Raw genomic sequence first — 25909 nt, 5'->3', positions numbered from 1 at the left:
GGAGTGGCATTGAAAATTTACTGCTTTTATTTCAAAAGTGAATAAATTGTGCTATGATTGAAATTGGACTGGTAGGTGATACATGATGCTAATTTTAAATGGTATGGCAGTGCTGATTATTAGGCTCATGTTTGTGATACTTAGTTACCTTATCTTAAGCCGATTTAATTGGTCTTTCTTTTTTGTCAAAGAAGATGCTAATTATGCCCGGTTTATGTTGTACATGCTAAGTATAGCCTTAGGCTACCTAGTTGGTTCATTTTTTATCGAGATCATTGAAGTTGTTCAAAATATCATTATGAGTCAACTTCTCTAAATTAAATAAACATAATTCTATCGTTGGCTCCAAAACGATAGCTTTCAAAAGGAGAATTTTTTCATGGAAGAAATCATTGTGCAAGGTGGCAACCGTTTGCAAGGAGCTGTTAAAGTTGAAGGCGCAAAAAATGCTGTATTACCAATCTTAGCAGGCGCAATTTTAGCAGAAACGGGACAAGTTCACTTATCCAATGTACCAGTATTGTCAGATGTACATACTTTAAACGAATTATTGAATCGAATTGGTGTGGTAAATCAGTTTGATGAAGTAAATAACCAAATGATTCTTGATGCTTCAGGCCATGTTGAATCTGTTGCTGAATATGATTTTGTAAGTAAAATGCGTGCTTCCGTTGTTGTAATGGGGCCGCTTTTAGCACGTTTTGGCCACGCTAAAGTTGCTATGCCGGGAGGGTGTGCTATTGGTATGCGTCCAATTGACCTACATTTAAAAGGGTTTGAAGCTTTAGGTGCCAAAATAAATAGTCAAGCGGGATATGTAGAAGCACAAGCAGATCAACTAAAAGGTGCGCGGATTTATTTAGATTTTCCTAGTGTCGGTGCGACTGAAAACATTATGATGGCGGCAACTCTGGCTGAGGGCGAAACTATTCTTGAAAACGTAGCCCGTGAACCAGAAATTGTGGATTTAGCCAATTTCTTAAATCGCATGGGGGCTAAAATTGTGGGTGCAGGAACCGAAACGATTCGTATCCGTGGGGTAAAAGCCCTTCATGGTACTGAGCATTCAGTTATCCCAGATCGAATTGAAGCAGGTACGTTTATGGTAGCAGCCGCGGTCACTCAAGGTGATGTTTTTGTCGAAGGTGCTATGCGTGAACATAACCGGCCTTTAATCTCTAAATTAACTGAGATGGGGGTTGTTTTCGAGGAACACGATGAAGGTATCCGGGTCATAGGACCAGCAAAATTAAAAGCAACCGATGTTAAAACCTTACCTTATCCTGGATTTCCAACAGATATGCAAGCTCAAATGACGATTGCTCAATTACTTGCAGATGGAACATCAGTTATGAATGAGACTGTGTTTGAAAACCGTTTTATGCATCTAGAAGAATTACGGCGGATGTCAGCTAAATTTACAGCGGATCGTCAAACCGCAATTATGTATGGACCGACTGAATTTACTGGGGCAAATGTGAAAGCAACTGACTTAAGAGCAGCAGCTGCCCTAATTATCGCAGGCCTAAAAGCTAAGGGCTTGACTCGGGTATCAAATCTTCAATACTTAGATCGCGGTTATTATCAATTCCATCTTAAATTACGCCAATTAGGTGCAGATATTGAACGTGTAAATATTTCACCTATTTCTGAAGTAACAAGCAATAAAGTATTAATTAAACAATAGTTTATCATTGGATGAATGGGGACTGAGCTATGAGCAGAGAAATAGGCATAGATTTAGGTACTGCCAATGTTTTGATTCATCTAAAGGGTAGGGGCATTGTTTTGAATGAGCCTGCTGTGATAGCTGTTAATCGACAAAGTCGTGAGGTCATTGCGGCTGGACGAAAAGCCTATGAAATGCAAGGGCGGACATCTGACCATATTCAAGTTATCCACCCTTTACAGGGAGGAGTCATTGCGGACTATGATTTCGCCGAAGCACTTTTGGTTTTACTTTTAAAAGAGTTACCTAGTAGGTCTTGGTTAGCAAGACCAAAGGTTTTAATCTCTGCCCCATCTAAGGTCTCAGATTTTCAAAAACAATCTTTAATTGATGTTGTTCAAAAGGTGACCGGTGGTAAAATTTATATCGAAGAGCAAATCTTAATGGCTGCAACCGGAGCTGGTTTTGATATGAATCAAAGCCATGGCGCGATGGTAATTGATATCGGTGGGGGTACAAGCGATATGGCGGTACTCTCAGGTAGAGATGTCTTGGTTAACCAATCATTTGAGGAAGCAGGTCAATTCTTTGACCAAGCGATTATTAATTACTTTAGTGATCATTACCAAGTCTTAATCGGTGCAAGAACCGCTGAAATGGTTAAAATTAATCTAGCCACAGCCATTGAAGTAGAGGATAAACTTGTTGAGAGCTTTGAGATAAGCGGACGGAGTTTGCTTAATGGTTTACCTACCTCTTTGAATGCGGATTCGAATGATTTATATCAAGCACTTCATAGCCATCTAGAAATTTTAGGTCAACGTGCTCAAAGACTTTTAGAGGATCAGTCGCCAGAAATAGCGGCTGATATTATGGAGGGCGGTATTATTCTAACAGGTGGTGGGGCTCTGATTTCAAATCTAGATACATTCCTTTCCAATTATCTGAATGTGTCAGTTATTCAGGCTGAGCAACCCATGAATTGTGTGGCCATTGGGACAGGGTTAATGTTAGATTTAATTGAATCAGGCAAATTAAGTACTGTTCAAGTAAGTAGAAAACAAAGATTACGTCAATTATTCCAGCGAATTATGCGACGTTTAATTGGTTAGGAGGAATTTGATTTGGCTAATGATAAGATAGCATTGCGCGATTCAATTCTTTTTCCAGCCTTAAAGACAATTTTTAAGTTACTCATTTTTTTGCTTTTAGTTTGTCTAGTTTTTATCATTGGTATTTTTGTGGGTTATATTCTTCTTGGCGGCGGTTCGATTTGGGAAGTATTTAATCAAGATACCTGGTTCCATATTTTTAATTTTATTAAATAAGATAAGTACTTTTTAGCAAAATCTATCTGTGAATATTAAAGTCTATAAGTCATTTATCCTTAAGAATAGGTATTTACTTAACAATTAGGAGAGTGATAGTTTTAGCTATCAGCTCATTGTAAGTAAGAATGATTTATGGGCTTTTATATTTGGAGGGGCAAACAGGAGTGGAGGAGTAAAGTATGCCAAATAAATTTCTGATAACAGAATTGCTATTATATATTTTACCCTTTGTCTTAATATATTTTGGCTTACGCTACGGCAAGTTTTTTCTTAAACGATTTAAGGGTCTACCGCTAACCATTGCCATTGTCTTATTACCAGCTTGGTTAGGCTTGATTGATAGCTTAAGTAAATTGGTCTTTTCTTTTTCACTTTTGCCGGTGTCAATCTATTTAACTGTATTTTGCTTGGCGGTTCACTTATATAAGTATATTCAGGGTCTCGCTGAGTTTAGATTAGTACCGTATTATTTAGCAGCTTCAAAAGTTGCCTTTACAGCTTTAAGTGGTTTTTTACTAGGACTCTATCTAGTACGAATTTATACTTACTTTATTTAGGGAAAAGCCCCCACTTTTTAGTCAGATATTTATCCGGAGTAAAGCTTGATATAATCATATTTACAACCAATAACACCCCTCGGGTGTTATTTTTTTTGTTTTTTTGGGTAAATAGTGGAGAAGAGTGGGGGGATGTGGTAGAATTAGAATAACTTAGAATAGGAGGGGTGACAGATGCTAATTGGTGAATATAAACATAATATTGACAATAAAGGGCGTCTGATCATGCCGGCTAAGTTTCGTCCCGATTTAGGGGAAAGATTTATTGTAACTCGAGGATTAGATGGATGTTTATTTGGTTTTCCCAGTAAACAATGGGAAGACTTACAAGCCAAATTAAGTCAATTACCACTTGCAAAAAAAGACGCCCGTGCTTTTACCCGGTTCTTTTATTCAGCTGCCACTGAAGTAGAATTGGATAAGCAAGGACGCATTAATTTACCAGAAAACTTAATCACTTTTGCAAAGATCGAAAAGGAATGTCGCGTGATCGGCGTATCAAACCGTATTGAGATTTGGAGCAGTGCAAAATGGGATGAGTTTGCTAATATTGCTGAAGAAAATTTTGAAATGATTGCTGAAGATATGATTGATTTTGGTTTATAGGTGGGTAAGGAATGGAAAATTTTAAACATACGAGTGTTTTATTACACGAAACCATTGATCAATTAGATATAAATCCAAATGGAATCTATGTTGATTGTACCCTAGGTGGGGCTGGTCATGCGGCTTATTTATTAAGTCTCTTATCACCCAAAGGGCATTTATATGCCTTTGACCAGGATATGAATGCAATTAAAAATGCCCAAGACCGTTTGCATGACTATATTGAAAAAGACCAAGTGACCTTTATCCATGCAAACTTTGCTCAACTAAAGGAGCAATTAGCAGAGAGAGGCGTTTCCTATGTTGATGGAATTTACTATGATTTGGGAGTGTCATCTCCTCAATTAGACCAAGCGGAGAGAGGATTTTCTTATAAAAAAGAGGCTCCTCTCGATATGAGAATGAATCAAGAAGATAAATTGACAGCCTATGAAATTGTTAATGAATGGCCTTATGAAAAAATTGTGAAAATCATTGATCATTATGGTGAGGAACGTTTTGCCAAACGGATTACCCGAGCCATTGAGCAAGCTCGTAAAAATAAGCCGATTGAAACCACTTTAGAATTAGCTGAAATAGTGAAAGAGGCCATTCCAGCGGCTACCCGTCGCAGTGGTGGCCATCCTGCTAAGCGGACCTTTCAAGCCATCCGTATTGCTGTTAATGATGAATTAAATGTAATTGAGACCTCTTTGAATCAGGCTTTTACTTTATTAAAAGTGGGGGGACGTATTTCAGTTATTTCATTTCATTCATTAGAAGATCGGATTGTAAAACAATTATTTAGAGATAAATCTAGTAGACCGGATTTGCCACCCAATTTACCCATCTTACCTGAAAGAACAGAAGCAGATTTTGCTTTAGTCAATCGCAAACCAATTTTGGCAAGTCAGGAAGAGTTAGATGAAAATAATCGGTCACGGTCAGCAAAATTACGAGTTATCCAAAGAAATCATATCACTGAGTAGAGAAAGGGGAAGACTGGTTTGAATTTAGCAGAAGAACAAAGTTATTTTCATTATTCGCGGGCAGAACGCCAAGTAAGAAAAGTAAGCAATTCAAATATGGGTGCTAACTCAACTCAGCTTATCCCCGAATTTACTAGAGAGCAAAGAAAAACTGTCACTAAGCAAGTTAGCAAAAAACAAAGCTTAAATTTAAGTATGGTTGAGAGTATAATTATCATATTTTCTGTAGCAATTTGTCTATTTTGTATAGGCATGGGGCTAATGATTCAGTATAATAATAATAAGACCCAAGTGATGGTTAATCAGTACCAAGATTCAATGTCTGACTTAAAGCAAGATTCAGATCAATTGCTCAATCAATTAATGGACCAATATAATTATCAGACGATCCAAGCAGAAGCTCAAGCAGCAGGACTTAGTTTGGATCCTGCAAGAGTTGAGGAAGTTAGTAAATGAAATCAGGTTTAAAAGAACATCGCGCATACAACGTTTTAGTTTTTTTGGCACTTATTTTTTTAGTGCTACTTATTTTTATTGGCAGAGCCTTTCAATTAACGGTTTTAAAAACTTCAAATTCAGTGGACCTGAGTCAAATGAGTCCACTCATCGATAATGGAAGTAGTATTACGCAAGCGAGACGGGGCAATATCTATGATCAGTCCGGTCAACCCATTGCGATTGATACTACTTCTTATTCAATTTATGCTCAAATAAAAGGGGATCAAGCTGAAATTGTTTCTGATCCCGATTATACAGCTAAAAAATTAGCAGAAATCTTAGGCGGTGACCGTGATAAAATATTGGCCCAGCTCTTACAAAGTGGTCCCCAACAAGTAGAATTTGGGGCCCTAGGTCGAAATTTAGATCAAAATAAAATTCAAAGTTTGCAAGCGGCTAAGTTACAGGGGATATATTTCAAAGCTCAAGCCGATCGTCAGTATGCCAATGATGAGTTTGCTTCTCATCTGATTGGTTTTTCGGATAAAAGTGATGACGGTCAGACCATGGTTGGTAAATTAGGTATAGAAGCTGCTTTGGATCAAGTTCTAAGCGGACACGATAAACAGGCTCAGGATCTTTATCTAACCTTGGATTCCCGACTACAAAACCAATTAGAAGTACTCATGTCTCAAATTTATCAGACGTATGAGCCAAAAGAATTAGGAGCCTATTTAGTTGAAATTCCTAGTGGGAAACTATTAAGTGCCAGTCAACGACCTAGTTTTAACTTGAATAATCGTCAGGGAATTGAGAATGAGTGGCGTAATCTGATGGTGGAAAATGCCTACGAGCCAGGCTCAACTATAAAAATTTTGGTATCTGCCCTAGCAAATGAGTTGGGTGTATACCAACCACAAGAGACTTACAAATCGGGGTCAATCGATGTCTATGATGTAACAATACATGACTATAATGTAGTGGGTTGGGGCGATATAACTTTTGATGAAGGTTTAGCACGGTCTTCCAATGTAGGTATGGTAGAATTAGTACAAAGAATTGGATTAGACCGTTGGGCTAAAGCTTTAACTGATTTTGGCTTTGGTCGTCCTACTCAGTTTGGTCTGGCTAATGAAACGGAAGGCTCAATAAAATTTGATAATCCTGTATCTGAAACGATGTCTGCTTTTGGTCAAGGGATTCTTACCAGTCCAATTCAATTAATGCAAGCCTATTCGGCAATTGCTAATGGTGGTCATGCAGTTAAGATTCAATATTTAGATCATAGCTCGGGTGACTATCAGCCACAATTTGCTGCAAAAGATTTAGGTCAACTTTTTACCAGCAAAGCAGCCGAAAAAGTGCTAAGCTTAATGGTAGATACGGTTGAAAAAGACTATGGTACTGCGCAGGCCTATAAAATTGATGGGTTAAAAATCGCAGCTAAGACGGGGACAGCTCAGATAGCCAATCCTGAGGGTAACGGTTATTTAACCGGGCCAACAGACTACTATTTTTCCGTTATTAGTTTTTTTCCAGCAGACCAACCAAAATACATGCTTTACCTGAATATGAAGCAACCACAAAACCCAAATGGCAAGACTGGAGCACAAATATTAGCTGAACTGTTTAAGCCTTTTGTGCAATCAATATTAGTCTATTAAAGATATAGAAAGTGATGAGAATGAAACAAAAAGAATTAATTGAAGCCTTATATAACAAAAAATTATTTGATCAAATTGATTTAGACCAAACAGTGACCAAATTAGTGAATGATAGTCGCCAAGTTGAAGCTGGAGCATGTTTTATTGCCATTAAAGGTGAAAACTTTGACGGCCATCAAGCGATAGCAGAAGTGGTTGCTCAGGGAGCTAAATTAATAATCGTAGAACAGTTGCCTGCTAACTATCAAACTATTCCAGCTAACTTTGTCTTAGTTGATTCAAGTTTTAGAGCCCAAGCCATTTTGGCCAATAAATTCTATCAAGAACCGAGTCGTAAGCTTAAGGTCGTAGCAGTTACTGGCACAAATGGTAAAACGACCACTTCTTCTATGATCAGTGACTTACTGACTAGTTTGGACCATAAGACAGGAAAAATAGGCACCTTGCACTATAAGGTCGCGGATACTTATTATCCGGCAGTCAACACCACCCCCAATGCCTTACATTTACAAGCACTCTTTGCTGAAATGCTTGAGCGTGGATGTCAGGATGCAGTTATCGAGGCTTCTTCCCATGCCCTTTCCTTAGGCCGCCTTTGGTATACTGATGTTGATTGTGCTATTTTTACGAATCTTACGCGGGAACATTTAGATTTTCATAAGACAATGGATAATTATGCCTATGCTAAAAGTTTACTGTTTAGTCAATTAGGGCAAGCCTTCCATCAAGGTCGGCCGCGGCTAGCCATCATTAATAAAGATGATCCTTATTGGGAAGTGATGGCTCAAGCGACAGCAGCTGATTTAGTTACCTATAGTTTGGTGGATGAAGAGGCGACAGCCTATGCTTCGCAGATTCAAAATAAGGAGACAGGCTTAGCCTTTAAGCTTCATTTTAATGATCAAGTATTTGAGCTTGAACTGCCAATGCGGGGTCATTATAATGTCTCTAATTATTTGGCTGCTTTCCTCTGTTTAGCTTGTTATTATGAGATTGATGTCGCAAATATTCTAAGAGCAACCAAAGATTTTAAAGGGGTCTCTGGCCGCATGGAAGTCTTAGCTTTGAATAAAGACTTTGATGTTGTCGTTGATTTTGCCCACACCTCTGACGCCCTAGAAAGGGTTATGCAAGAATTAGTGAGTCATAAACAAGGACGTTTATTGGCACTGATGGGCCACTCTGGGGGCAATCGGGATTCAGGTGCAAGACCTGGCATTGGTGATGTACTATTTAATTATGCAGACTATATTGTATTTACAGCCGATAATCCTCGTTTCGAAGACGTAACCAAAATCTGCCATGAAATGATTGGGCAACATGATGAGAAGCCATATACTATTGTCGAAGATCGTAAAGCGGCCGTCATTACTATGCTAGAAATGGCTCAAAGTGGGGATGTGCTTCTTTTTGCGGGTAAGGGGGGCGAAGGCTACCAAATTATTGGTGACCAAAAGATTCCTTACGATGATGCCGAAGAAATTATGGCATATTATCAAGAAAATTAATAGGGGAGACATTAATGAACTTAAATATCCTATCATTTATTATCGCGTTTGCATTGACGGTCATTATCATGCCATTTTTTATTAGAGTATTCATTCGTAAAAAAATTGGACAAACAACTCGGGAAGAAGGTCCTCTATGGCATGAGGTAAAAACAGGGACACCTACGATGGGCGGGACGGTTTTTGTCGCTGCCATTCTCATTACTCTGTTAGCTTTAGCTTTATTCAGCCAGCATAGTAATGGCTACCTGTTTATGACACTTTTGACCTTTTTATTATTCGGTGGTATTGGTTTCGTTGATGATTTTATTTCAATTTTCAAACATCAAAATGAAGGTTTAAAAGCTAAACAGAAATTTCTGCTTCAAATATTATTTTCAATTTTAGTCGTATTTGTAGGTCGACACTTGGGTGCCAATTTAAGCTTCTCCTTATTTTCTTGGCAGATTAATGTCTTGATTCTATTAAGTTTATTTGCCTTCTTTTGGATAACGGGTTTTTCTAATGCAGTTAATTTAACGGATGGCTTGGATGGCTTAGCAACAGGGTTATCTATTATCGCTTATAGCACCTATGCTTATATTGCTTGGTCTGATAAGAATGAAACCATTTTATTGGTATGTCTTACAGTAGTGGGGGCACTCCTTGCCTTTTTAATTTTTAATCATAAGCCAGCCAAGATTTTTATGGGAGATGTGGGGTCCTTAGCCTTGGGAGCAGGTTTAGCTGTGATTTCCTTGGCCCTTAATCGACCTTTTTCACTCTTGCTGATTGGCTTGGTGTTTGTACTTGAAACTGCCTCTGTCATTATTCAAGTAGCTTCTTTCAAGCTTCGCGGAAAACGTGTTTTTAAGATGTCACCCATCCATCATCATTTCGAAATGAGTGGTTGGTCAGAAACTAAGGTTGTCTTAGTCTTTTGGTTATGCGGCTTATTAGCAAGTTTACTATATTTAATTGTCTTGTATTTATGATTGAAAGGACTTAAGATGAATCCAGAAACTGATTTGGAAAATAAAAACATATTAATTCTTGGTTATGCTAAGAGTGGTCAGGCAGCAGCCAATTTTTTCTTAGCAAAAGGTGCCCAAGTAACTTTGTCAGATAATCAAGTCTTAGACCGTGATCAAACTTTAGAATCTTTATTGGAGCGTGGCTTAGTTCTGGTTGATGGTCAACAACCTGTCAGCTTACTTGAAGCTGGTTTCGATTTTATTGTCAAAAATCCAGGTATCCCGTATTCAATTCCAATTTTACAAGCAGCAAAAGCACAAAGTATTCCTATTTATACTGATATTGAAATTGCTTCTTGGTTTAGTCAAGCACCGATGATTGCAATTACTGGGTCAAATGGAAAAACCACGACAACAGCTTTAATTAATGAAATATTGGGTGAGAAAGCAATTTTAGCTGGTAATATTGGCATCCCGATTTTATCGGTTGTGGGTGAAACACAAGCTGACAAACGTTTGGTCATGGAAATTTCCTCCTTCCAACTTCAAGGGACCTCTTTCTTTAAACCAAAAATTGGGGTCATTACTAATATTTATCCAACCCATCTTGATTATCATGGTTCAATGGAAGCCTATATTGCAGCTAAATTAAAGATAGCAGCGAATTTAGACGAGCAAGATTTCCTTGTATATAATTATGACCAAGAAATTTTGCAAGAGGCTGCTAAATCAATTAAAGCAATTAAGCTTCCTTTTTCACGAACTCAGGTAACCCCAGAATTGGTTGCCGAGGGGCTTTATCTCCAAGATGGCCAAGTCATCTATCATAATCAACCTATCTTATCCTTGGATTCGATCAAAATTCCAGGTGACCATAATATTGAAAATGTTCTTGCTGCACTAGCAGTGGCTGTGATTGAAAAAGTTGATTTACCACAAGTCAAAGCAACTATTGAAGCATATAAAGGAATGCCTCATCGGATTGAACATGTGGCTTCTTTTAAAGGACGCGAATTTTATAATGATTCCAAAGCAACGAATATGACCGCTACTATTACCGCGTTAGCAAGCTTTAATCAAGATCTGATTTATATAGGAGGCGGCCTCGACCGGGGAAATGAATTTGATGATTTAATTCCTCATTTGGGTCATATTAAACAAGCCTTCCTCTATGGTGAAACAAAAGAAAAAATGGCAAAAGCTTTCGAAAAAGTAGATATTCCATTTGTTCTAGCAGATAATTTAAGGGAAGCAAGTCACTTAGCTTATCAAGCCACCCAAGCAGGTCAAGTCTTATTATTTTCACCAGCTTGTGCCAGTTGGGATCAGTTTAAATCGTTTGAAATCCGTGGTGATCAATTTAAAGACTTGATTGCTCAATATATCCAAGATGAACCCTATATTTTATAGAAAAGAGAGGATTATTGTGGGGAAAATTAACCGAATTGTACTTTCCGGGGGCGGCACTGGTGGACATATCTACCCAGCTTTATCAGTTTATAAACGGTTAAAAGCTGAAAATCCAGATTTACAGGCTCTCTATATTGGTACGGAGAAAGGCTTAGAAGCAACCCTTATTCCTAAGGAAGGCATCGAGTTTAAAGCCATTAAAATTCAAGGCTTAAAGCGGTCCTTATCGCTAGATAATGTCAAAACCGGCTATGAACTGCTAATGAGTATGCGCCGAGCCCAAAAAATGATTGAAGCTTTTAAACCAGATGTTGTTTTAGGTACGGGAGGTTATGTTTGTGCGCCGGTCTTGTTAGCCGCTGCCTTTCTATCCTATCCTACAATGATTCATGAACAAAATTCAGTAGCAGGCATCACCAACAAATTATTAGCCCGTTTTGTTTCCAAAATTGGGATTTGTTTTGACGATGTACGCTCAGATTTTAAAAATTATGAAGATAAAATTGTTCTAACCGGTAACCCTCGGGGACAAGAAGTCGTTAATACTCCTAATCTGCCAAATATTTTACAAAATCAATTTAATTTGGACAATAATTTACCGACGGTCTTAGTATTTGGGGGGAGTCGGGGCGCTCCAGCCATTAACCAGGCTGCGATAAATGAAATTTCTGCTTTTAATCATGAAAACTATCAAGTAATTATTGCGACTGGGTCAGAACACTACGACCAGTTGGTGGCCGAGATTAATCATAAAATGATTGAGGCTCCTTCTAATGTACGGGTGGTTCCTTATATTGAAAACATGCCTGAGGTTTTTAAAGCAATTGATCTGGTGGTTTGCCGGTCAGGTGCTACCACTTTAACGGAATTGATGGCGCTAGGATTACCTAGCATCTTAATTCCTAGTCCTTATGTGACAAATAATCATCAAGAAATGAATGCCAAGGCCTTAGTTTCTAAGCAAGCAGCCTTAATGATTCTAGAAAAAAATTTGAACAAAGATGTGCTTAAAGTTTATATTGACGGATTAATGAAAGGTAAGAAAAACCTATCCTTAATGTCTAACCATGCTAAGGAATTAGGAATCATCGATGCAACGGACCGAATTGTCAGAGAACTAGAAGCTATCGCCGATTAAATTTATAATCCTTAAGATAGAAAGGGGGGGTTGGGTATGCCTAAAATGTTCCCATTTGCCAAGACAAGCAATAAGACTAAGCTGAATAAGAAACCTGAATTAGAGCGCTGGCAATTAGAGCAACCAAACTCCCAACCACCTCGATCAGGAAATTACCGGATCCATGCTGAAAGTGGTGAAGTCAAGCAGGTAGATACAAAAAGGCAAGGAAATTATCGTATTCATGAGGACTCTAGAGACGATTTTTATTCTGTTAGATCAAGTCTAAATCAAAATAAAAACCGGGTTGACAGAGATAATTTATTCAAAGCCCAGCCTGTAAAGGAAAAATATAATCAAAAAGTTTACCAAGATAATCTCAGAGTGATTAAAAGTCGGAGTCAAGGAAACTATCGCGTCAGTAGCCAAGGTTATAATAATCATAACTATTCTACCCACCGCTCTGAATCGAATAAAATGGTGACTACCAAAAAATTTCAGCGTGATAGACGGAGAAAAATTAGACCTACTTTTAAATGGGGAAAATTACCACAAGGTCGACCCAAACTCTTTGCGGTTTATTCTATTTTACTTATGATTATGTTTATTTGTGTCTTGCAATTATTACCTTTTAAAAGAGTAAATCAAGTCCGGGTAAGCGGCGTAGGTCAGGAAATTGCCCAACAAGTAAAAGCCTCTTCCCGGATAGAACCCTTTGATAGTCGTAAGTTAGTTTTAAGACAACGGAATGAGATTATTGAGCAAATAAAAAAAGAAAATCCGATTGTCGACCAAGTTCAGATAAAAACCGACCATTGGTCCTTTATAGAGTTAGCCGTCACTTCAAATGAATTTGTCGCTGAAATGCCTGATACAGTGCAAAATCAAAAAAATTATGTTCTAAGTAATGGGGATGTCGTAATTATTCCTATGACTGATGAACGCAATGCAGTCAATTTACCTGTATTATATGATTTTGATAACCGGGATAAATTGAAACAAGTGGGCCAAGCGCTTAAAGAGATAGACCAGGACCTTTTAGGACAAATGCAGGCGATTTATTTGTCTACCAATTCGGCTAAACCAAATACAATCGAAATTAAGATGGTGGATGGAAATATTGTAAAAGCCTTAATATATAACGTGTCACAAAAAATGCAATATTATCCTCAAATTTTGAACAAAATTGGTGATAAAAAGGGAATCGTGAACTTTGAAGTAGGAGCATATTTTACCCCAAACGATTCCCCTGATAATAGTGTTAAATTAGATACTAATATTGACAATTAATTTTAAAGAAGCGAATGCGCACTTATCTTTTTCTTCAATTAGATTTTAAGGTATGCTATTATGAAAGGTGTATTATTAGAACTCATTCAATCTCTTAAAAAGTAGATAAACTGAGTGTAAAGGGGGATATATTTGAATGAGAAATCAAGAAATATTTGTAAGTTTAGACATTGGAACCACTTCGATTAAAGTAGTTGTGGCTGAAGCCATTAATGGACGGGTAAATATTATCGGTGTGGGTAATGAAAAATCACGTGGTTTAAGCCGTGGTGTTATTGTTGATATTGATGAAACCGTTTATTCCATTCAACAAGCCATTGACCAAGCAGAACGGAAGTCGGGTGTTCGGATTAATGAAGTTGTTGTTGGTATCCCAAGCAATCAGTTAGCCATTGAAGAATGTCATGGTATGGTGGCTGTTGCCAGTGATAATCGTGAAATTACGGCGAGAGATGTTGATAATGTAATTTCTGCCGCCAAGGTAAGATCTGTGCCACCAGAACGTGAGATTGTCTCAATTATTCCTGAGGAATTTATTGTAGATGGATTTAATGGGATAAGAGATCCACGGGGGATGATTGGTGTTCGTTTGGAATTATATGCACGGATTCTGACTGGACCTAAGACTATTGTTCATAATATTAAACGTTGTGTTGAAAAAGCTGGTTTACGAATTAATGAACTAGTCCTTCAACCACAAGCTATTGCAGCAGTCGCTTTAAACCATGATGAACGCGAATTTGGCACGGTCTTAATTGATATGGGCGGTGGTCAAACCTCAGCTTCAATTATTTATGATAATCAATTAAAGTATTCTTTTGTTGATCAAGAAGGTGGCGATTTTGTTACCAAAGATATTTCAATTATTTTAAATACTTCACTTGATTCAGCGGAACGGATTAAACGTGAATTTGGTTTTGCTATAGCTAGTCAAACTTCTGAAGAGGAATTTTTCCCAGTTGAAACTGTAGGGAAAAAAGAGCCAGTTCGAGTGGATGAACATTATTTAGCAGAAATTATCGAAGCTAGGTTAGCCCAGATTTTCCAAACAATTTATGATGACTTGAGCCAAGTAGATGCTTTAGATTTACCAGGTGGTTTTGTCCTAACAGGTGGAGCGGTTTCCTTACCAGGAGTTATTGATCTAGCAAAACGTTATTTTGGTGGCCGGGTCCGGGCTTATATTCCTAAAGAAATGGGGATGCGTAATCCGATTTATACAACTTCCTTAGGAATGGTCGATTATGTGGCCGGTTTAGATGAAATTCATCAAATTGCTCAAGGAACATTCTATGAAGCCTTCCAAGAACCAGTGCGGTCCCAAACTATGCCGGAACGACCAAGTCAAGTAAATCCTAATCGGGGGCAAGAGAATACACCGCAACGGCCAAAGCTAGCTAGTCAAAAGCCAAGCCGTCCGAAAAGTAATTTCCAAGAGGATTATCCAGAGGTAGTTCGTAAACGTCAAAGCTATGTTGATGATTATAGTGCTTTTGAGGACGATTCAGACAGTTATTATGAAGCTTCTGAAAATGCACCTTATGAGGAACCTGAGGGTTCAGGCTTAATGTCTAAAGTTAGAAATTTCTTCAATTCATTTTATGAATAATCGCAATTAAGATTTTAGGGGGATAAATAATGGAATTATCATTTGATTCAAGTCAAAACATGAACGGAGCTGTGATTAAAGTCATTGGTGTCGGCGGTGCTGGCGGAAATGCTGTTAATCGAATGATCACAGAACAAGTATCTGGGGTTGAATTTATTGTTGCAAATACAGACACCCAAGCACTTCAAGGGAATAAAGCAGAAACTAAGATTCAATTAGGACCTAAATATACTAAAGGTCTAGGGGCCGGTTCACAACCTGAAGTTGGGGTTAAGGCTGCTGAAGAAAGTGAAGAGCAAATTCGCTCTGTCTTAGAAGGTGCTGATTTAGTCTTTGTAACGGCAGGTATGGGAGGCGGTACTGGTACTGGTGCAGCACCAATTGTAGCCAAAATTGCTAAAGACTTAGGTGCCTTAACTGTCGGTGTTGTGACTCGTCCATTTACTTTTGAAGGACCAAAACGTGGACGGGCTGCGGCCGAAGGCTTAAAGAATTTAAAAGAAAATGTAGATACTTTGGTAATCATTTCTAACAATCGTTTATTAGAAATCGTTGACCGTAAGACACCAATGTTAGAAGCTTTTTCTGAAGCTGATAATGTGCTGCGTCAAGGGGTTCAAGGTATTTCAGATTTAATTACTGCTCCTGGTTATGTTAACTTGGACTTTGCAGATGTTCGTACTGTAATGAAAGATCAAGGGACAGCTTTGATGGGTATCGGTACTGCTTCTGGTGAAAATCGGACTGCTGAAGCGACCAAGAAAGCAATTTCTTCTCCACTTCTAGAAGTATCAATTGATGGAGCTGAACAAATCCTCTTAAATATTACAGGTGGAGCCGACTTAAGCTTGTATGAAGCTCAAGATGCGTCTGAAATTGTAGCAGCTGCTTCTAGTGGCGATGTAAATATTCTATTTGGTACTTCTATTGATGAAAGTCTAGGCGATGAAGTTAAAGTTACTGTGATTGCCACTGGTATTCAATCAGATAAGAATGACCGCCCTAAACCTATGATGAACACACCACGGCGTCAATTTAATGCAAATAGTGAAAATAATGCTCAAGTTCAAGCTAACAATGCTGAACGTGCCGCTGATTTTGCAGCTAAGACTGAAGCAAATAGTCGAGCAGCACGACCACAAAAAGATCTATTCTCTAATTGGGATATTAACCGAGAAAAGTCTACGCGTGAAGTAGAAATGGATGAAGAAAATACCAAGCGGGTGTTTGAAAAAAATGCTGATTTAGCTCGTCAAGTTGAAAAAAATGATAGTGATGAGTTGGATACACCGCCTTTCTTCCGTAAACGTCACCGTAATTAATCTAAAATCGATCATATAATAGAAATCCTGGATAAGTCCCCATCATCTTTTATCAGAAAGTAAAGCGGGACTTACTCAGGATTTTTGTCTAAATATGAGGAAATTATTTATAAAATAAGGTATGATAGAGAGTAATTAATATTATCGAATAAATTATATAAGTAGGAGTGAAACGTGAATGGGACTTATTCTATTCCGACTTGTGGATACAATTTTTAACCTGTATAGCTTTGTCCTAATAGCATACGCCTTAATGTCTTGGTTTCCACAGGCACGGTCATCAAAACTTGGCCAATTAATTCGTCGTTTAGCTGAACCGTATATTTCAGTATTTGATCAGTTTATCCCTAGCTTGGGCGGGATTTCTTTTAATGTGATTATTGCATTGTTTGTTTTGCAGTTTGCTCAAAGAGGAATTCTTTCCTTGTTGGTGGTATTTTTATAGGAGCATAAGATGGCTAATTATATTGATATTTATCAACATTATCGACCTGAAGAAGAAGGGTTTATTGATACTGTATTGGGTTGGTTGCAGTGGGTTGAAAATCGTTTTTTAGCTTATTTAAGTCCATTTTTAACTCCACGACAAGCCATGATTGTTTCTCAGTTAGTTGGAACTAATGAAGATGTTAAAGTGGCTTTTTGGGGAGGTTGTGAAGGAGCAGAGCGGAAGCGGGCGCTTATTTATCCTCAGTACTATGAAGTAAACGAGGCCTCTTTTGAAATACAAGCCTTTAATATCAATTTTCCTCTTAAGTTTGGTCAACTAACCCATGGGAGAATTCTAGGGACCTTTACTTCAACTGGAGTAGACCGTGATCGAACCGGTGATATTATTACGGATGGGACTTCCTGGCATGTGATTGTAGATGCTTCCATGACCGAATTTTATATGTCAAATATTACAAAAATTGCCAATGTTGGCGTCCATCTCGAGCCAATTGCTAGCGATGAGATTCTTCAGTCGGATGAAAGCTGGGAGAGTGTTTTCCTAGTTGCTTCATCCCTCCGCCTTGACACTTTATTAAGCAAAGTCTATAATTTTTCTAGACAGCGTGCTAAAGATGCCATCGCAGGCGGTCAAGTTAAAGTGAACTTTATTGAGATGACCCGTCCAGATGTGGTAATTGGGGTAGAAGATATTGTTTCTCTGCGCCATTATGGACGCTTTTGGATTAAACAAGTCCAAGGTATGACTAAGAAAGATAACTATAAACTTCAAGTAAATGTCTTAGAGCATTAAGAAGCTGAGAGGATGTGCAATTGTGACACTAACACCAGAAGATATTCTGAATAAAGAATTTGATACTAAATTCCGTGGTTACGATTCTGATCAAGTAAATGATTACTTAGATGTAATCGTTGCTGAATTTGAAAAATTAATCGGAATTAATCGCAATCTAAAATCAGAATTAGATATTGCTAAAGAAAAAAATGAATATTTTGCTCAATTACAAGAATCTTTGAATGCCTCAATTGTTGTTGCTCAGGAGGCGGCAGATCGTTTGAAACAAAATGCGCGTAAGGAAGCTGAATTAATTATTTATGAAGCGGAATCTGAGGCAGATAATCGGGTTCGTGAGGCGAATGATTTTGCTCAAACAATTATTACTGAAACAGAAGCTATCCGACGCAATAGTCAAGGTTTCCGAAATCAACTTGAAAGTATGATTCGTGATCATTTAGAATTAGTGACCAACCCGGAATATAAGAAGTTATTAGATACCGAGGTAAACTCTCAATTTGAAGAATATAAGGCAGTTAATATTTCAGATAAGACGGCTGAACGTGTGGACCGATTAACTGAAGTAGATAGCCAATCTTTCGATCAAGCCCACCAATTAAAGAATGACTATGTTGAGTCTGAAGAAATGACATTTACACCGCTAGAGGAAAGTTCATCAAGTGATGAAAACTTGGAAGATTTTAATGAACGAACTTATTATGATGCGGTTAAAGAAAGCAAAGAGGATAAAGAAAGTGTCCTCGGTCAAACGATACGGATAGAATTACCAAAACAATAAAAAGACACATTTACTTAAGTATATATACAGCGAATCAAGGATGGTGAGAGCTTGATAATCCCTTCTTGAGTAGATATCACTTTTTTATCTAAGTATGGATAAGCCATACCGCTTAAACAGCGTTATCATGTAAGAGTGAATAATTATTTAATTATTAATTTGGGTGGTACCACGCAATTGCGTCCCTTCAGTTTGAAGGGACGTTTTTTTGTAGGTAGGATTTATTTCTAGTGGGAAAAATAAAAAAAGGAGAATTTGGATGAAATTAAAAGACACCTTAAATCTTGGCAAGACAGACTTTGCCATGCGGGCTAACTTACCGAAAAAAGAAGTTAGCCTCCAAGCAGAATGGGCAGAAGCGGACCTTTACAATCAGGTTCAAGCAAAAAACGAAGGCAAACCAACATGGATATTACATGATGGCCCTCCATACGCTAATGGTCAGATCCATATGGGTCATGCTTTAAACAAAATTACTAAAGACTTTATTATCCGTTACAAGTCTATGTCTGGTTTTCGTTCACCTTATGTGCCAGGTTGGGATACCCATGGTTTACCAATTGAATCAGCTTTAATTAAATCTGAAAAAGTTAACCGTAAAGAAATGTCTACGGCTGATTTCCGCCGGTTGTGTGAAGAATATGCACTAAAACAAGTTGAAGGGCAAAAAGAAGACTTTATGCGGTTAGGTGTTGCGGGAGAATGGGATAATCCATATCTAACCCTTAAACCAGAATATGAAGCCCAACAAGTTCGAATTTTTGGTAAGATGGCTGCAGCTGGTTATATCTATAAAGGTATGAAGCCGGTTTATTGGTCACCATCTTCTGAAACCTCATTAGCTGAAGCAGAAGTGGAATACCATGATGTGACGTCACCATCCATGTACGTGGCTTTTGAAGTTTTAGATGGGAAAGGACGTGTGCCAGAAGATGCTGAATTTGTCATTTGGACAACAACTCCTTGGACTATTCCAGCCAATTTAGCTATTACGGCAAAAGCTGACGCTACTTATGCCCTCGTTCAAGTAGCAGACCGTAAATTTATCGTTGCACAAGATTTATTAGAGAGTCTTGCTGAAGAATTAGAATGGGCGGACTACCAAGTTTTAGATACCTATCTCGGCCAAGACTTTGAAGGCATGACCGCCAAACATCCCTTGTATGATCGGTCTTCTCTATTAATTGTAGGTGACCATGTCACTTTGGATTCTGGGACGGGTCTCGTTCATACTGCCCCTGGTCACGGGGAAGATGACTACCAAGTGGGACTAAAATATGGCTTAGATATTCTTTCACCCGTGGATAATCGGGGGCATTTCACCGATGAAGCCCCTGGATATGAAGGCATGTTTTATTTAAAAGGAAACAAAGTTATTTTAGAAGACTTAGAAAAGGCTCACCGTCTATTAAAAGTCACTGAAATCACCCACTCTTATCCGCATGATTGGCGGACTAAGAAGCCAATTATCTTCCGAGCAACCCCACAATGGTTTGCTTCCATTGATAAATTCCGACAAGAATTATTAGATTCAGTTGAGCAGGATGTCACTTGGCATCATCCATCCGGCCAACGTCGTATCTATAATATGATTAAAGACCGGGGGGACTGGGTCATTTCGCGGCAACGGGTTTGGGGTGTTCCATTACCAATCTTCTATGCGGAAGACCAAACACCAATTATGACGCCCGAAACCATTGAACATGTGGCCCAATTGTTTGAAAAACATGGCTCAAACATTTGGTTTGAAAAAACTGCTAAAGAATTGTTGCCAGAAGGTTTTAGTCATCCAGGCTCACCGAATGGAGAATTCACTAAGGAAAATGACATTATGGATGTTTGGTTCGATTCAGGTACCTCTTATGCAGGTGTCTTACAAACCCGTGACTATTTAGATTTCCCAGCAGACCTTTACCTAGAAGGGTCTGACCAATATCGTGGTTGGTTTAACTCAAGTTTTACCACCTCTGTTGCAGTAAACCATAAGCCGCCATATAAAGCCGTCCTTTCCCAAGGCTTTGTCATGGATGGTAATGGAATGAAAATGTCTAAATCTCTGGGTAATACTATCTTGCCTGCAGATATTACCAAAGAATTGGGTGCAGATATTATCCGTCTCTGGGTAGCTTCAGTGGATTATGAATCAGATGTCCGTATTTCTAAGGAAATTCTAAAACAAATTTCAGAAGCTTACCGTAAAATCCGGAATACGATTCGTTTTATGTTATCCAATGTCAATGATTTTGATCCTGAAAAGAATCAGGTTGACTACCAAGAACTACGTCCTGAAGACCAATATTTATTAGCTAAATACCGTGTGCTAGTTAATGATATTTTAGAAGATTATGAAAGATATCATTTCTCTTCTATTTATAAAAATGTGATCAACTTTGTGACGGTTGATTTATCTGCTTTTTATTTAGACTTTGCTAAGGATGTTCTATATATCGAAGCGGCGGATGATTTGAATCGTCGGGCTATGCAGACAGTTATCTACGAAGTGCTTGATGGTTTAATTCAACTTTTAACGCCAATCTTAGTACACACTATGGAAGAAGCTTGGACCGTTTTACCAGGTAAATCAGGTTATGTTCAATTGACTGATTTACCTCAAGCCTATGATTTAGCTTTAGAAACAGCCATTATCGAAAAATGGCAATCTTTCTTCAAGGTCAGAAATTTAGTTCTAAAAGGCTTGGAAGAAGCTAAGAATAACGAAGCAGACCCAATTAAGAAATCTTTTGAAGCAGCGGTTACTTTATACCTTCCAGCCCAAGTAAAAGCAGAGCTTGAAGGTCTATCTGACCACCTTGATCAATTAATGATTGTATCTCATCTTGATTTAGCAGATATAGAATCAGCACCTGAGGGAGCTTTAAACATGGATGATATGGCGGTTGTGGTTGACCATGCCCAAGGCCATGTTTGTGACCGGTGTCGTGCGGTTCGTCCTGAAGTAGGAACGATTGAAGGCGCGCCTGAATTATGTCATCGTTGTCATGCGATTGTGTCTGAACATTTCCCACAATACTTTAGTGAAAAAGAATAATAACTGAATAGGTATAAAAAGAGCCTCTCCCAACCAAGTGTTTTATCACTCGGGCTTGGGGAGGCCTTTATTATGGGTTAAAAATCGTATTGGTCTGCTTTATTTTCAGAAAATTGTTGGCTTTTTTGATTTGTCTGAATACGGGAGATATCTAATAATTTATTCCGTAATTCAGCTTCCATAGCTGATAATTCTTCTTCAGCTGCCCGTCTTTGGGCAAAACCACTTTGTTGAATTTGTAGCGTGTCTTCGATGGTCTTGATCAAATTCTGTTGTGATTTTTGTAAGGTTTCTAAATCGATGACCCCACGTTCGACTTCACGAGCGATGTCGGTTGAGCTTTGATGAAGCATTTCAGAATTTTTAAGGAGCAAATTATTAGTGGTTTCAGAAACCATCCGTTGTGAATTTGCAGCCCCTTGTTGTCTTAAGAGGGCAAGCGCAATGGTGATTTGATTTTCCCAAAGCGGAATGGCTGTATGGATTGATACTTGAATTTTTTCGGCCAAGGCTTGGTTGGTATTTTGAATCATACGAATCTGAGGTGCCTGTTGCAAAGTCATTTGCCGAGTTAAGCGTAGGTCATGAGTCCGCTTATCTAAGCGGTCTAAAAATTGACTGAGGTCATTTACTTTTTGGATATCCATCTGACTTTGACTGGTTTTAGCTTGCTCAATCGCACTTGGAATGGTTTCATTAAGTAATTGATCCATTTTTACTTCTCCAGCAGCAATATAAATATTTAGGGCTTCAAAGTAATCTTTATTTTTTTCGTAGAATTGTTCTAAAATGCGGTTATCATTCATTAATTCATTACGTTCACGTTCAAGGCGAATAGCCACTCGGTCTATTTGCGAACCAATTTTTTGGTAGCGGATTTGAGTATCAGTGAGGCTATTTTTTACTTTTTTAAAGAGTTTAGTAAACATGTTGGGCTGGGCACTTAAATCTTTGGGATTAGATTCTTGCAAGTATTGCATAAGTTCGACTAAGGAGTCGCCAATTTCCCCAGTATCTTTGACTTGGACTTGTTGCAAAATCTGATGGGAGAAGTCACCTAATTTTTTTTGAGCATTAGCCCCGTATACCAGAATGGCAGCCATATCATTTTCGTTGATCTTTTTGGCTAAGTCTCGGGCTTGGCCTTGGCGGTGTTGGGGGAGCCGGTCAATTAACTTTTCATTGGTGACTTGCTTTTGTGCTTTGAGGGCTGCTTCTTCTAGTTCGGATTGAAATTGATTAGTAGGACTTGAACTCGCTTCATCAAAAGGATCAGCGAGCAAGTCATCTACATGAGAATAAGTATGAGTTTGATCGAAAAAATCTTCAATATTCATGGATTTCTCATCCATATCTTTTTGCATATCTGAATCTGTCATTTTAGTCCTCCATCTTTGAATGTTCTTGATCAGCTTCTAATTCTTCCAGTAATTGCTCAATGGAATCTTGATTTTTATAAGTTTGGCTCTCTGCTGCGTCCTCTTCACTTATATCGTTTGCTTCCATTGTAGTATTACTAGACCAAGATTCTTCTTTATTAATAATTCGGTCAGCGAAATTCAACTCGTCTTCTAAAGAATCAAAGGTTTCTTTATGGAAGGCCATATAGTCTTCCTCTAATTCTTGAGCTAGTTTTTGAATGGTTTCAGCGGTTTTTTCTAAGATAATGTAAGTTTGTTTATTCTTGGCAAGATGGCCATTAATTTCATTATACTTTTCACTTAAGTCATCCAAGGCGGGGAGTAATTTGTAAAGGAAATAATCCGCTTTAACAATCCATTGTGGATGGTGAACAATATTTTTGAAGTAGGTTTGACTTAGTTCAATTAATTTTGTTTGTTTGTCGATATCCCTTAATTTAACGGTTGCTTGGATATTTTTTTCTAGGTTAAAGATATGGTCTCTCGCTTGACCCATTTCTTGGCGGAACCGGTCCACTTCCTGCTCGTTCAATCCTTGTTCAAGATAAAATTGGGTCATGTCAGGACCTTTTTTATTTTTTCGAGTAAAGGAATTTGTTGTTCTAGGATTCGTGCGGTGGCCAATACCTGTGAAAAGATAGGTTAAACCATGGATTAAACCATGACAGAAAATATTGAGGCTAAAGATAAATAATGCTATTCCCAGCCAATCTTGATAAGCAAAAACAAAGGAACCATTATAATTTTGTTGTACGAGGATAATGGTATTAAAGAAAAGGTTAAAATAAAAAATAATTAAGATGAGTTGTTTTGGTAGGTGACGGCTTAGAGCCCCAAAAGAAAAGTAGGGCAGGATTAGATTGGTAATAAAAGCCACAAGCAGCATGGTAATTTGTGAGAAATCCATTACAGCTAGGAAGCCACTAATAAAGACAGTAGCGAAGACGAGACAAGCGGATAAGACAAAATGGTCAAAGCCTTGTTTAAAGAATTTTTTTCTAAGGGCAGGACCATTATTTTGACGGATAATATCTAATACAGTAAGTCCTGTGTATAAAGCCAAGACAACAGGAATAACTACGACCATAAGAACACCTCCATTTAATTTTCTAGGTCTGTTTTTCTACATTCTTAGTGTAGCATAGAAAGAAAGTGGGGCTATGGTACCTAAGACTTATCTTAGCCCTTAATTTTTATGGTACAATTTAAAATGAAAAAGAAATAGAAAATTTAAGAGGTGACCTCGTGGAAAATAATATTAAAGATATGCCCTTTAAAAATAGTGAGCGACTCATTGAAAGTAAAGAGATTTATAACGGTGCAATTATCTCTGTACATCAAGCCCAAATGACCTGGGACCACCATCAAACGGTGCAACGGGATATTATCCACCATCAACCAGCAGTGGCAATTTTAGCTGAGAATTCTGACCATCAGGTAATTCTAGTCAAACAATATCGTGCGGCTGTGGATGCCTATCTTTTTGAATTACCAGCAGGTGTGATTGATTATGTTGATGGGCAGTTAGAAGCACCTTATGCAGCGGCAAAAAGAGAACTTGAAGAAGAGACTGCCTTTCACACAGAATCCTTAAGACAAGTGATGTCGTTCTATGTGTCGCCAGGCTATTTAGATGAAATGATTTATCTTTTTGAAGCCCAAGGGGTCCGCAAAGTTTTAGATCCCTTACCTAAAGACGAAGATGAATTTATTGAATTAGCTTTCTTTGATCGTGAAGCTATTGCTTCACTTCTAGATGATGGGCAAATTATCGATGCCAAAACCATTATTGGCCTACAATATTGGCTTAACAAACAGGAAAATTAACTAGCTGGAGGACCATTATGACCCATAAAATACGTCGAGAAGATGGAGCTTATCCAAACGATACTCCTTATGATGAAGAAAAAGATGATTTATATTTTGATGAACCAGGAATTGAAGATGGCTACTATGATAAGGATATTGAAGCAGACTATGAAGAAGAAATTATTCAGCGTAGGAGAAGTAAGTATAATCTTGCATTAGATCGTTTTTTGAATAATGGGATTATCATTGTTGGAGTATTATTATTAGCCGTACTTTTAATTGCATTTTTAGTTTAGGAGGGAATGTATGATAGGAATTATTGGAGCCATGGCCGAGGAGATTATTCGCTTAAAGGAGGCAATGGCAGAGATTGAAATAATTGAGCTTGCAAATAAAACGTTTTATAAAGGCAAACTAGCGGGTAAAACCATTGTTTTAGTTGAGTCAGGGATTGGTAAAGTGAATGCAGCTTTAGTGACGACCCTCCTATTGAATCATTTTCCGATTAATCTTTTAATAAATACTGGGACCGCTGGTTCTTTGGATCCAGCTGTTAAGTTAGGTGACGTAGTGATTGCCCATTCCTTAACCTACCATGATGTTGATGTAACGGGCTTTGGTTACGAAAGAGGGCAGATGGCAGGGATGCCGAGCTTATATTATCCAGATAGTCAGTTGATTCGTTTAAGTCAAGCGGTTGTCCGAGGCATGGGAATTGAACCCATCGTGGGTCAAATTGTCTCAGGAGATCAGTTCATTAATAGTATAGAAAAGACGCAAGAGATTCGAGCGAGTTTTCCGCGTGCGCGAGCCTGTGAGATGGAATCGACAGCGATTGCGCAAGTAGCCCAGGTGTTAGAGGTGCCTTTTGTTATTATTCGAGCGATTTCTGATAATGCCGATCATTATGCTTCGGTTTCCTTTGATGATTTCGTCCTTGAAGCCGGGGCAAAGTCGGCTCAGATGGTAGCCTCTCTACTAGCAGTCGTCGATTAAATTTATAAAAAGCCAATTAAAGCTTGCATAGTCCTACATTGTTTTGCTATAATACTCTTTGTGTAAAATATAGCAGCATCTAAAAAAGAAAGCGCGTCAACAGTTGCCCACTCCAATAGGAGACCATGAGTAACCGCGGCTGCAAAAGGCGAAAGTGTAGGGCAAATG

25 protein-coding genes are annotated in these 25909 nt (G+C 38.2%); 23 read left to right on the top strand and 2 right to left on the bottom strand.

Going from position 1 to position 25909, the window contains the following annotated elements:
* Positions 1-82: 82 nt before the first annotated feature.
* The 20 genes from HMPREF9257_RS04730 to ileS all read left to right on the top strand — a co-directional run bounded on the left by HMPREF9257_RS04730 (position 83) and on the right by ileS (position 21515).
* Positions 83-316, top strand: a complete 234-nt coding sequence (locus HMPREF9257_RS04730) for a DUF1146 family protein (RefSeq protein ID WP_040466688.1) — start codon at positions 83-85, stop codon at positions 314-316.
* 63 nt (positions 317-379) lie between these two features.
* Positions 380-1687, top strand: a complete 1308-nt coding sequence (murA, locus tag HMPREF9257_RS04725) for a UDP-N-acetylglucosamine 1-carboxyvinyltransferase (RefSeq protein ID WP_006418577.1) — start codon at positions 380-382, stop codon at positions 1685-1687.
* Between the two features lie 29 nt (positions 1688-1716).
* The gene (mreB, locus tag HMPREF9257_RS04720) at positions 1717-2781 is read left to right on the top strand and encodes a rod shape-determining protein (RefSeq protein ID WP_006418275.1); all 1065 of its coding nucleotides are present in this window, start codon (positions 1717-1719) and stop codon (positions 2779-2781) included.
* Between the two features lie 12 nt (positions 2782-2793).
* Positions 2794-2997, top strand: coding sequence for a DNA-directed RNA polymerase subunit beta (locus tag HMPREF9257_RS04715; protein ID WP_006418175.1), 204 nt, complete (start codon positions 2794-2796; stop codon positions 2995-2997).
* Positions 2998-3179: 182 nt separating this feature from the next.
* Positions 3180-3557 (top strand): hypothetical protein, encoded by a 378-nt coding sequence (locus HMPREF9257_RS04710; RefSeq protein ID WP_006418551.1) that lies wholly within the window; start codon positions 3180-3182, stop codon positions 3555-3557.
* Positions 3558-3731: 174 nt separating this feature from the next.
* Complete coding sequence (gene mraZ, locus HMPREF9257_RS04705) at positions 3732-4163, top strand: division/cell wall cluster transcriptional repressor MraZ (RefSeq protein WP_006418400.1); 432 nt, start codon at positions 3732-3734, stop codon at positions 4161-4163.
* Positions 4164-4174: 11 nt separating this feature from the next.
* Positions 4175-5131 (top strand): 16S rRNA (cytosine(1402)-N(4))-methyltransferase RsmH, encoded by a 957-nt coding sequence (rsmH, locus tag HMPREF9257_RS04700; RefSeq protein WP_006418290.1) that lies wholly within the window; start codon positions 4175-4177, stop codon positions 5129-5131.
* A gap of 18 nt (positions 5132-5149) precedes the next feature.
* Positions 5150-5587 (top strand): hypothetical protein, encoded by a 438-nt coding sequence (locus tag HMPREF9257_RS04695; RefSeq protein WP_006418550.1) that lies wholly within the window; start codon positions 5150-5152, stop codon positions 5585-5587.
* Positions 5584-7233 (top strand): peptidoglycan D,D-transpeptidase FtsI family protein, encoded by a 1650-nt coding sequence (locus tag HMPREF9257_RS04690; protein WP_006418457.1) that lies wholly within the window; start codon positions 5584-5586, stop codon positions 7231-7233. The genes HMPREF9257_RS04695 and HMPREF9257_RS04690 overlap by 4 nt, the downstream gene beginning before the upstream one ends.
* Before the next feature lie 20 nt (positions 7234-7253).
* Positions 7254-8741, top strand: a complete 1488-nt coding sequence (locus tag HMPREF9257_RS04685) for a UDP-N-acetylmuramoyl-L-alanyl-D-glutamate--2,6-diaminopimelate ligase (protein ID WP_034907575.1) — start codon at positions 7254-7256, stop codon at positions 8739-8741.
* 14 nt (positions 8742-8755) lie between these two features.
* Positions 8756-9715: a phospho-N-acetylmuramoyl-pentapeptide-transferase gene (gene mraY, locus HMPREF9257_RS04680; protein WP_006418180.1), complete on the top strand. Its 960-nt coding sequence runs from the start codon at positions 8756-8758 to the stop codon at positions 9713-9715.
* A 15-nt stretch (positions 9716-9730) separates the two neighbouring features.
* Positions 9731-11104 (top strand): UDP-N-acetylmuramoyl-L-alanine--D-glutamate ligase, encoded by a 1374-nt coding sequence (gene murD / locus HMPREF9257_RS04675; protein ID WP_006418440.1) that lies wholly within the window; start codon positions 9731-9733, stop codon positions 11102-11104.
* 16 nt (positions 11105-11120) lie between these two features.
* On the top strand, positions 11121-12242 hold the full coding sequence (gene murG / locus HMPREF9257_RS04670) for an undecaprenyldiphospho-muramoylpentapeptide beta-N-acetylglucosaminyltransferase (RefSeq protein WP_006418327.1): 1122 nt from the start codon (positions 11121-11123) through the stop codon (positions 12240-12242).
* 36 nt (positions 12243-12278) lie between these two features.
* Entirely contained in the window at positions 12279-13511 is a 1233-nt protein-coding gene (locus HMPREF9257_RS04665) for a cell division protein FtsQ/DivIB (RefSeq protein WP_006418204.1), read from the top strand.
* Positions 13512-13647: 136 nt separating this feature from the next.
* Positions 13648-15120: a cell division protein FtsA gene (gene ftsA, locus HMPREF9257_RS04660; RefSeq protein ID WP_006418259.1), complete on the top strand. Its 1473-nt coding sequence runs from the start codon at positions 13648-13650 to the stop codon at positions 15118-15120.
* A gap of 29 nt (positions 15121-15149) precedes the next feature.
* Positions 15150-16442: a cell division protein FtsZ gene (gene ftsZ / locus HMPREF9257_RS04655; RefSeq protein ID WP_006418402.1), complete on the top strand. Its 1293-nt coding sequence runs from the start codon at positions 15150-15152 to the stop codon at positions 16440-16442.
* Positions 16443-16620: 178 nt separating this feature from the next.
* On the top strand, positions 16621-16887 hold the full coding sequence (locus HMPREF9257_RS04650) for a YggT family protein (RefSeq protein WP_006418538.1): 267 nt from the start codon (positions 16621-16623) through the stop codon (positions 16885-16887).
* Between the two features lie 9 nt (positions 16888-16896).
* Complete coding sequence (locus HMPREF9257_RS04645) at positions 16897-17685, top strand: YlmH family RNA-binding protein (RefSeq protein WP_006418151.1); 789 nt, start codon at positions 16897-16899, stop codon at positions 17683-17685.
* Between the two features lie 22 nt (positions 17686-17707).
* Positions 17708-18466, top strand: a complete 759-nt coding sequence (locus tag HMPREF9257_RS04640; protein WP_050782813.1) for a DivIVA domain-containing protein — start codon at positions 17708-17710, stop codon at positions 18464-18466.
* A 259-nt stretch (positions 18467-18725) separates the two neighbouring features.
* On the top strand, positions 18726-21515 hold the full coding sequence (gene ileS / locus HMPREF9257_RS04635) for an isoleucine--tRNA ligase (protein WP_006418571.1): 2790 nt from the start codon (positions 18726-18728) through the stop codon (positions 21513-21515).
* Between the two features lie 77 nt (positions 21516-21592).
* Here ileS and HMPREF9257_RS04630 read toward each other — a convergent pair whose 3' ends face one another.
* Entirely contained in the window at positions 21593-22894 is a 1302-nt protein-coding gene (locus HMPREF9257_RS04630; RefSeq protein ID WP_006418416.1) for a toxic anion resistance protein, read from the bottom strand.
* A gap of 1 nt (position 22895) precedes the next feature.
* Positions 22896-24023, bottom strand: a complete 1128-nt coding sequence (locus HMPREF9257_RS04625; RefSeq protein WP_006418187.1) for a 5-bromo-4-chloroindolyl phosphate hydrolysis family protein — start codon at positions 24021-24023, stop codon at positions 22896-22898.
* A 158-nt stretch (positions 24024-24181) separates the two neighbouring features.
* On the opposite strand from HMPREF9257_RS04625, the gene HMPREF9257_RS04620 reads away from it, so the two are divergent.
* Genes HMPREF9257_RS04620 through HMPREF9257_RS04610 form a run of 3 tightly spaced genes read left to right on the top strand, consistent with a single transcriptional unit; the run spans position 24182 to position 25741 of the window.
* The gene (locus tag HMPREF9257_RS04620; RefSeq protein ID WP_006418292.1) at positions 24182-24763 is read left to right on the top strand and encodes an NUDIX hydrolase; all 582 of its coding nucleotides are present in this window, start codon (positions 24182-24184) and stop codon (positions 24761-24763) included.
* 17 nt (positions 24764-24780) lie between these two features.
* Complete coding sequence (locus HMPREF9257_RS04615; RefSeq protein WP_006418328.1) at positions 24781-25041, top strand: hypothetical protein; 261 nt, start codon at positions 24781-24783, stop codon at positions 25039-25041.
* Between the two features lie 10 nt (positions 25042-25051).
* The gene (locus HMPREF9257_RS04610) at positions 25052-25741 is read left to right on the top strand and encodes a 5'-methylthioadenosine/adenosylhomocysteine nucleosidase (RefSeq protein WP_006418534.1); all 690 of its coding nucleotides are present in this window, start codon (positions 25052-25054) and stop codon (positions 25739-25741) included.
* The last annotated feature ends 168 nt before the right edge of the window (positions 25742-25909 follow it).

It is taken from the genome of Eremococcus coleocola ACS-139-V-Col8, assembly GCF_000183205.1.
In the GTDB taxonomy this organism is placed as follows: Bacteria; Bacillota; Bacilli; order Lactobacillales; family Aerococcaceae; genus Eremococcus; species Eremococcus coleocola.
This window is presented reverse-complemented; position numbering and strand designations above follow the sequence as displayed.